The sequence below is a fragment of the Streptomyces sp. NPDC048197 genome, assembly GCF_043202395.1.
GTDB classification, from domain to species: Bacteria; Actinomycetota; Actinomycetes; order Streptomycetales; family Streptomycetaceae; genus Streptomyces; species Streptomyces siderophoricus.
In genome coordinates this window covers 25145-33509 of record NZ_JBIDAJ010000058.1, presented here as the reverse complement: position 1 = coordinate 33509, position 8365 = coordinate 25145, and the positions used below count along the sequence as shown (strand labels likewise).

Below are 8365 nucleotides of genomic sequence, written 5' to 3'. Positions count from 1 at the left end.
TCCTGCGTGCCGCCACCCTGCGGCCGCACCTTCGACGGAGGGATCAGCGGCCGCGCGATCTCCCACAACCCGTCTGGAACAATCCAACTCCACCTGCCCCGCCCCATGTTCAGCACAACGAGCCACCGCCACATAGGACACGGTCTAAGCACCGCGACGCCCATGCCCCTCCGTGGTCGGCTCACGCGACGGAAGTAGTCAGCCGATGCAGCCACTGCGACAGCCGGCCGCGGATCAGGCGAACGCGGAGTAGCGCAGCCAGACATAGATGAGGGACAGGGCGACCGTCGCGACGGTGGCGATGAGGCCGTATTTGGTGAACTGCCAGAAGGAGATGGGCTGGCGATTGCGTTCGGCGATGCCGAGGACGACGACGTTGGCTGAAGCTCCGATGGCGGTGGCGTTGCCGCCCAGGTCTGCGCCGAGCGCCAGAGCCCACCACATGACGTGGTCGGGCCCGCCACCCATGTTGTGGACGAGGTCGCTGGTGATCGGCGCCATCGTGGCCACGTACGGGATGTTGTCGACGATGCCGGAGAGGACCGCGGAGGCGCTCAAGAGCGTCGTGGAGCCGACGAGTTCGTTGGACCCGATGAGGTGGGCCAGGCCCTTGGAGAGCGCGCTGATGACGCCGGTGTCGATCAGGCCGCCGATCATGACGAAGAGTCCGGCGAAGAAAGCCAGAGTGGGCCACTCCACCTCGGCCAGTACCTCACTGGTCTCGGCGGAGGAGATGGCGACGAGCAGCCCGGCGCCGAGAAGGGCGACGATGCTGGGTGCGTAGTGCAGCACCGGGTGCAGGACGAAGCCGGCCACCACCAGGGTGAGCACGACCAAGCCCTGGATCAGCAGGCGCGGGTGCTTGATGGCCTCTCGCTCCTCCAGGGCCATGATCTCGGCGGCCCGGTCCTCGTCGTAGATGAAGGTCTTGCGGAACATGACCCGGCACAGGGCGACGAGGACGACGATCAGGATCGCCGAGAGGGGGGCGAGGTGGACCAGGAAGTCGTTGAAGGTGAGACCGGCTCGGCTGGCGATGATGATGTTGGGCGGGTCGCCCACCAGGGTCGCGGTGCCGCCGATGTTCGAGGCCAGGACTTCGGCGATGAGGAACGGCGCGGCGGGCAGGGCGAGGCGTTCGCAGACGAGCAGGGTGACGGGTGCGATCAGCAGGACCGTGGTGACGTTGTCGAGGAGCGCCGAGGCCACGGCCGTGATGACGACGAGCATGGCCATGACCCGGAAGGGTTGGGCGCGGGCGCGTTTGACCGACCAGATGGCCAGGTACTCGAAGAGGCCGGTCTTCTTCAGGACGCCGACGATCATCATCATGCCCATGAGCAGGAAGATGACGTTCCAGTCGATGCCGGACTCCGCGGAGTAGAAGGCCGAGACGTCGTCGGTCGCCCCGATCACCAGCATCAGCCCCGCCCCGCCGAGGGCCACGGCGACGCGGTGGATCTTCTCGCTGATGATCAGGGCGTATGCGCCGACGAACACGACGATCGCTGCCCAGCTGTGCCAGTTGTTCACGGTCCTCCGATGAAAGGTTTCAGCCCGTGCCCTCAAGGCCCGGGCGGGGTGTCCTCAGCTGGGGCACCGCCGTGGGTCTCCTTGGTGAGCGGGAGAAGACCCGGGGCCGGCGTCCTCATGCGCGACGGGGATTCCGGCGAGGTCATCGACGCGGAAAGCACGGGCGATCGGCACGTCCGTGGAGCTGTGGGCGATGATCGAGAAGGCGATGCACACCGCGATCAGCGTGAATGCCTTCTCCGCCTGGGGGATGCCGGACTGGAGCACCAGCAGGCCATAAACCACCGACGCAAACCCCTTCGGGCCGAACCAGGCTGCCACCAGCTTCTGCCGGCGGGGCAGACGCGTACCGAGCAGGGAGATCAGCAGGGAGGCCGGGCGGATCAGGACGATCGCGAGAAGCACTGCCACATAGCCGCCCCAGGACAGCGCACCGAACAGCTGCGGCGTGAGCAGCGCGCCGAAGACGAGCAGCGCCGCGAACTTCGCCAGCTCCGCCAGCGCCTCACCGAGCGGCTCGAAGGACTGCTTGGCCTCGGGCGAGGTGTGGGCCAGGACCGCGCCGGCCGAGAAGGCGGCCAGGTAGGGGTTGGCATGGGTCAGATGGCAGGTCGCGTAGAGGATGATGCCGCTCGCCAGCGGCAGCAGCGGCTGCAGCTTGGGCTCGGCGCCCAACAGCCGGAAGCGTACGAGGCCGCCCGCGGCCAGCGGCAGCGTGATCCCCAGGGCGAGGCCGAGCGCCAGCTCCAAGGCGATGCCGGCGAGCGATGCCTCCGCACTGCCAGTCGTAGGGCCCGCAGCAGCGATGAGGACGAGCACGACGGGAAGGGCGAGACCGTCGTTGATGCCGCTCTCCACATTCAGCAACTGCCGCAGCTTGGCGGGGACTTCGCTGCGCCCGACGATTGCCGAGGCAAAGACCGGGTCGGTGGGTGCGAGGACCGCTCCCACCAGGAAGGACGTGGTCCAGTCCAGTCCCGCCAGGTAGTGGGTGGCCAGAGCCATGAAGACGAATGCGAGCGGCATGCCCAGGCCCAGTGCACGGGCCGGGTTCTTCCAGTTGGCCCGAAGCTTGGGCAGCGAGACGTGCATTCCGTCGGTGAACAGCACGGCGAAGAGCGCCAGGTCGGCCGTGACGGACACGAGCTCACTGTCGGGGGTGATGTGGATCAGCCCGAGGAAGCCATCGCTGACCAGGGCACCGCCGAGGAGGAAGAGCAAGGACGTGGAGAGCACCGTGCGCGCCGCCAGCCCCGACAGCAAAACGGCCACCAGCAATGCGGCGCCGAACACCACCACGAGCACCATGACGAAAGCCCCCGATCGGAAGAGAGAGTGATCCCCTGCTCGCCGACCAGGCTTCCCGGCACACCATGCGGAAGCTTACCTTTTCTTGATGCGCCTTTGACAGATCGCTAACGAGCACCCGGGGGACGGGTATGTTGCCGGGGCCCGGCAACGACGGGGAACCACGGGAGCCGGGCCGCTCTCGGCCCCGAATGGCTCCTTCCCCACCCGCCCCGGCGGCGGCCGACGAGACCTGCGCCCAAGCTCATGATCAGGTGCGCGGGGAAGTCTGGTCGGCAACGAGCCGGCAGTACGGCACGCAGGTGATTACCACCAGTGCCGGGTCCCCAGTACACCGATCCATCGACCAGTTGGGCCTGAGCCGTGCCATGGACGTGTAGAGGGCAGCGGGTCCGGTGACTCGTTCCGCCGTCCGTCAGGAGGTGGCAAGCAGGAGCTTCTCCAGCAGATGGGAGGCGGTGATCACACCGAGCAGCCGCACGCCGGTCTTGTCCTTGTCCACAACCGCTACCAGCGGGCTGCGCACCTCCGCCATCAGTGCGGCGACCTCAAGCGCGGTGTCGTCCGGCGCCGCGATGGGCGGCGTGGGGGCCGTCTTCGACAGACATTCCCGCACGGTGCGACCCGACAGTGCCTGGCACAGCCGGTCGGCGTGGCGCTCGTCCACCACCGCCGCCAATGTCGGGTCCTCCACCACGTATCCCGGTACGAGGGCTTTGACCATCTGGGACGCCGGCAGGATCGCCGCAGGCGCACCCTGTTCGTCCACCACCAGCAGGCCCGGCAACCGGTGTTCGGCCATCAGCCGCGCCGCGTCCAGGGCCTCACTGTCGAGGCTGACCGTCTCGTATTCCACCGCCAGGTCACGCGCGCGCACGATCAGCTCCCGTCTCTCCCTTGAAGTGCCGGCCTTCGGCGTCACGGGAGTGGCGGGAAGGCAGACATGGGGCACGATACAACCGGCCGGACCGGACGCGACCACGTGGCTCAGCAGTGCAGGCCGTGGCGCAGGCCGCGCGCACCTGGGAGGCCATGCCCCCTCACTCGGCATGCGGCCCGGCACATGCCGAGTGAGGGATTGACCACGAGGGGGCGGGGGTGGCCGCGCAGGTGCGACCCCGCGAGCCCCCACGGGCCCCATCTCCCGTCGTAAGGAAGCGAGTTCGTCCGGGTCCGGATCGAGGCTGGGCCACGATGAGGCGGGCCGCGGCCAGTTCCGCCCTCATCAACAGTCAGGCAGCAGCGCGACCAGCACGCCCGACGGCGGTCCCTCGTTTTCCCAGCGACCGCGCGGGCTTTCGTACGCCATCGGTTGAAGCAGTGACAGCTCCTCCATCGGGTCAGCCAGGCCAAGTCCGCGACCGGCCGACCCGGCATACGAAGCGGGCCAGCCGGGTGGTGACCGCCGAGCCGGGAGCGCCCATCAGCAGGTCGTCACGCAACCGCCCGGCCGCGACCGCTTCGGCGGGCCAGCCGGCCACGGACAACAACCGGCCCTGACGGTCGAGATGCGCCGCTGCCCGCCGCCGGCGGTCTCGCTCACCCTCCCCGGCTCGCCCTGCCCCACCCGCATCCACGGCTGCGCCCAGAACGGCGCGGCCGAGCTGAGAGTGCGTGGGTCCGGGCAGGCGACGTCAGCCTGCTGAATGACGTCGCCCTGCAGGACCAGCTTGAGGGCCGGGTCGGCCGGCCAGTCAGCAAGCAACGAGCCCAGCGGCACGCGCAGCCGGTCCAGCATCAATCCGTCCCGGTTCGCACCCCGCTGGGCCGTCGGCAACCCGGCCGGCACCTTCGCGTCCTCGCCCTCCTGTTCCTGACCGCCTCCGTGCCGGTCGTCCGCACCGGAGTGCCGATCGCCCCGTGCTCGCCATCTGCTCGTCGCACGGACCGCCGTCAGCGCCGTTACGGGCCGCCTCGGCAGACGCCTGGACCTGCTCCCGCTGTCCCGACCGGGAAGCGAGCCGCTCCCGTGCGGTCTTCAACGTGTCGAAGGCCAGGAACAGCACTGTCACGGTGTACCAGCGCACACCGAACCGGCTCACCGCACGCTCCTAGCACCGCCCCGAACGACGCGGCCCCACCGGTTCGGACGACCGCACAGCACACGCCGCACCGTAAACGCCGGCGACAGCCAAGGCAGCCACGCCCAGCAGCAACAGCGCTGCAGCGGTGCCGCTCATTCCGCTCGCCGAACTGTGGGCGACGGGGAGGCAACCGTGTTCCCGCCAGGCCGAGGGGCCTGGCGGGAACCATATCGAGACCATCGCCATGCAAACGGTGGGCTGTGGTCCCTACCGTCACTGCTCGACCGGCAACCATGTTCGCGCCGGCAAGCCAGAAGCAATTCGATACGCTCCGCTGCTGCCATCCGGGTGACCGGCGCGTGTCGCGGTCGTGCGAAGTGAAAGGACATCATTACGCCGTCCTGGGCCCACGACTGGACGGGGCGGGCCCGCGGTGATCACCTGCAGAGGAGGCCAACCGCAAAAAGAAAGGAAGCGAAGGCTCGGCCCTCCAGCAACGGACCGGTCAGCGCCCCAGGCCCCGCCGACCGGCAACCCCCGAGTGCATGTGGCGGCGAGACACGATGCGGAAGAGCAAGCGGAAGGGAAAGACGGAGACGGTCCGCCTGGAGCTGTGCGATTTGTGCGCCGCGACCTTCGCGGAGAGCGAGGCGGTGCGCGGATATGTGCCCGACTCCTCCTCCGTGAGCTCCACCAATGACTGGTTCGACGGACTCCGCCGCATCACCGCGTGCGGCTCGGAACACTTCGCGGTCGTCAAAGCGCTCTACACGCATCGTCCGTTCGTGCAGGAAGAGCTCTGGGCAGCGAAGATCACCCGGGCCCTGGCCGCCGGCCCGCCCGTTCTCAGCGTTGCGGAACTCGCCTGCCGGACCGGCCTGCACGAGCCGGAGATCGGGCGCGCCATCGCCTGGCACAACGAGCGCAAGGGCTCGCGGACGACGCCATGGCCTCGCTCCGCGCGGACGAGCTGAAGAGGGCCACCGAAGTGACGTATTTCGCTTCGTCCACGGTACCCAGGCCGCCCTGCGGCGCATGCTGCCCCGCGACCGGGTCACAATCGTGCAGATCGGCTCGGCACTGGCCTACCGCAGTGTGCCGCTGCAGGCGGTGTACTGCGGTGCCAAGGCCGCCATCCGGGGCTTCACCGACTCCCAGCGCTGTGAGCTGATGCACCACGGCAGCGGGGTACACGTGATCACTCGCGCACCTGGCGGGGGTGAACACCCCGCAGTTCAGCCAGGTGCTGACCCGTCTGCCCCACCATCCGCGGCCGATGGCGCCGGTCTACCAGCCCGAGCTCGCGGCCGAGGGCGTCCTCCACGCCGCCGACCATCCCGAGTGGCGCGAGCACTGGGTCGGCGGCTCGACCGTAGCCACGCTGCTGGGGCAACGATTCGCGGCCGGCCTGCTGGACCGGTACATGGACCGGAACGGCTTCGACTGGCAGCAGACGGACGAGCCCGCCGATGCCTCACGTCCGGCCAAACCTCTGGAGGCCGGTGGACGAAACCAGGGGGCCGATCACGGCCCGCACGGCGTTTTCGACCGGGAGGCGCACTCCCGCAGTTTCCAGCTGAGGTCCTCGCGCCACCGGAGGCCGCTGGTACTCGGATCGGCCACGGCGAGCGCCGTGGGCACGGCGCTCGCCGCGGGACTGCGGTCCCTTCCTCAGTGCGGAAGCACCGAGGCGTCGCTGAGACGGACCGCGCACTCCAGCAGGAGAGCGTGGACGAACGCCTGGGGCAGATTGCCGCGCAGCTGGCGCTGACGCACGTCGTGCTCCTCCGCGAACAGCCCGGACGGCCCGCAGGCCGCCCGGGTCCGTTCGAACCACCGCAGCGCGTCGGCCCGGTCCCCGAGGCGGTCGGTGGCCAGCGCCATGGTGAATCCGCACAGCAGGAAGGCGCCTTCGGCCTCGCCGAGGGGAATGCCCGGGTGGACGAAGCGGTAGAGGTATCCGTCCTCGGCCAGTTCCTCCTCGACGAAGCGGCGGGTGATCGCGGCGCTCGGGTCGTCGGCGGGCGGAAAGCCACGGGCCAGGGGCGTGAGGAGAGCTGCCTCCGGTCCGTCGTCGTCGGCGGCCCGCCGCCACCGGCCGTCGCCGCGCAGACAGCGGCGACGGGTCTCCGCGAAGATGACGTCGGCGAGTTCGGTGCAATGCTGCGCGGTCCGGCCGCGCAGCACCTCGGCCACCCGCCGCAGGCCACAGACCACGCTCAGCCGTGACTGGCTCCACCACCGTTCCTCCAGCTCCCACAGCCCGGCATCGGGAGGCCTCCAGTTGCGCTCCACCGCGTCGACGGCGACCCTGACCGCCTGTTCCGCTTGAGGCGTGAGCCGGTCGTGGTGAGCGGCAGCGGCGAACAGCTGGAGCACCTCGCCGAACGCGTCGAGCTGGAACTGGGTGGCGGCGCGGTTCCCGATCCGGTCGGTGCCCCCGGGATAACCCGGGAGGGGAAGCCCGTGCTCTTCCGGTACGGCTCCCCCGTCGACGGTGTAGGCGGGGCGGAGTTCCGGCCCGTCGGCGAGGACACGTTCGGAGGTGAAGCGCACCGCGGTGTCGAGCAGGGCGTGCGGGCCGTGCGCGGCGACGGCGAGGCCCGCGTAGCTCTGGTCGCGCAGCCAGGCGAAGCGGTAGTCGTAGTTCCGGCCGGTGTTCGCGCGTTCCGGCAACGAGGTGGTGGCGGCCGCGACCATACCGCCCGAGGAACTCGTCAGGCCGTGCAGGACGGCGTAGGCATGGCGGGCGTCACGCGGTGCGATCAGGTCCGAGCAGTCCGGCACGGCCCGCCGCCAGCCATCCTCCGTCTGCGCCCAGAGCTGCTGGGCGTCGAGCCGAGGGGATCCGTCGTTTGCCGAGAGCTCCAGCACGATGTCGTGCTGTTCGCCCTTGCGCAGCCGGACGTCACCGCGAAGGCCGGCCTCGGGGTCCCAGGCCGCCCGGTGCGCTCCGCAGCCGCAGACCACCGGCGTCCGCGGTCCAGACATCCCCTTCCAGGCGAGGATCGCGCACCCGGCCCGCACCGAAGCCGGGTCGCGGATCGAGGCTGAGCCGCAGGCGGGCCTCGCCCCGCTCGATGCGCATACGGCGCAGCAGCACGAGACGCTCCACCGACCCCGGCATCGCCAACGCGTCGCGGCACTCGATGACGGAGTCGGCGGTCACCCAGCGGTTCACCCGGATCAAGGTGCCGTCCTCGTAGTAGCCACCCCAGACGTGCCAGTGACCTTCCGGTTCGACACCGAAAAACCCGCCGCCTCCGATGAGGGCGGAGAAGACCGCGTCATCGTGCCAGCGCGGCGCGCACAGCCAGACGATGCGACCCTCCGGGTCCACAACGGCACCGCGTTCGCCGTCGGCGAGGATCGCGTAGTCCCGCAGCACCCACGGAGGGCAGAGATCATTCGGCGGGTGCGCCGGCTTTTCCGCATTGGCATTCATGGCACTCGGATTTTCCCGTCGGTGTCTGCTGGAAACGCCCGCCCGCGCGTGTGGC

General features: G+C 69.7%; 6 protein-coding genes and 3 pseudogenes. 3 read left to right on the top strand and 6 right to left on the bottom strand.

All coding sequences use genetic code 11. The annotated features are described in order from the left end of the window. The 5 genes and pseudogenes from ACGF4C_RS37855 to ACGF4C_RS37835 all read right to left on the bottom strand — a co-directional run. Positions 1 to 107 (bottom strand): annotated as a pseudogene (locus ACGF4C_RS37855) (IS5/IS1182 family transposase); the annotation flags it as partial. 127 nt (positions 108 to 234) lie between these two features. Further along, positions 235 to 1533 (bottom strand): ArsB/NhaD family transporter, encoded by a 1299-nt coding sequence (locus ACGF4C_RS37850; protein ID WP_393572963.1) that lies wholly within the window; start codon positions 1531 to 1533, stop codon positions 235 to 237. A gap of 54 nt (positions 1534 to 1587) precedes the next feature. After that, positions 1588 to 2841: a cation:proton antiporter gene (locus tag ACGF4C_RS37845; RefSeq protein ID WP_393572961.1), complete on the bottom strand. Its 1254-nt coding sequence runs from the start codon at positions 2839 to 2841 to the stop codon at positions 1588 to 1590. 415 nt (positions 2842 to 3256) lie between these two features. Then, the gene (locus ACGF4C_RS37840) at positions 3257 to 3718 is read right to left on the bottom strand and encodes a CBS domain-containing protein (RefSeq protein WP_393572959.1); all 462 of its coding nucleotides are present in this window, start codon (positions 3716 to 3718) and stop codon (positions 3257 to 3259) included. 546 nt (positions 3719 to 4264) lie between these two features. Then, positions 4265 to 4579 carry a hypothetical protein gene (locus ACGF4C_RS37835; protein WP_393572957.1) on the bottom strand — a complete coding sequence of 105 codons (315 nt, stop codon included), beginning with the start codon at positions 4577 to 4579 and terminating at the stop codon, positions 4265 to 4267. An 831-nt stretch (positions 4580 to 5410) separates the two neighbouring features. Here ACGF4C_RS37835 and ACGF4C_RS37830 point away from each other — a divergent pair. The 3 genes and pseudogenes from ACGF4C_RS37830 (at position 5411) to ACGF4C_RS37820 (ending at position 6636) form a co-directional block, all read left to right on the top strand. After that, a complete protein-coding gene (locus ACGF4C_RS37830; protein ID WP_393572953.1) occupies positions 5411 to 5839 on the top strand; it encodes a hypothetical protein in 429 nt (142 codons plus the stop codon). A gap of 61 nt (positions 5840 to 5900) precedes the next feature. Further along, positions 5901 to 6023 (top strand): annotated as a pseudogene (locus ACGF4C_RS37825) (short-chain dehydrogenase); the annotation flags it as partial. Between the two features lie 61 nt (positions 6024 to 6084). Continuing rightward, positions 6085 to 6636: a hypothetical protein gene (locus tag ACGF4C_RS37820; protein ID WP_393572948.1), complete on the top strand. Its 552-nt coding sequence runs from the start codon at positions 6085 to 6087 to the stop codon at positions 6634 to 6636. Here ACGF4C_RS37820 and ACGF4C_RS37815 read toward each other — a convergent pair. Continuing rightward, a pseudogene (locus ACGF4C_RS37815) lies at positions 6537 to 8310 on the bottom strand (glycoside hydrolase family 15 protein). The gene ACGF4C_RS37820 and the pseudogene ACGF4C_RS37815 overlap by 100 nt on opposite strands. Positions 8311 to 8365 lie beyond the last annotated feature (55 nt).

What these genes read in the sequence shown, in the direction of transcription:
- ACGF4C_RS37845 (WP_393572961.1), bottom strand. Translation starts at nt 2,841, where the DNA reads ATGGTGCTCGTGGTGGTGTTCGGCGCCGCATTGCTGGTGGCCGTTTTG.
- ACGF4C_RS37835 (WP_393572957.1), bottom strand. Translation starts at nt 4,579, where the DNA reads ATGCTGGACCGGCTGCGCGTGCCGCTGGGCTCGTTGCTTGCTGACTGG.
- ACGF4C_RS37830 (WP_393572953.1), top strand. Translation starts at nt 5,411, where the DNA reads ATGTGGCGGCGAGACACGATGCGGAAGAGCAAGCGGAAGGGAAAGACG.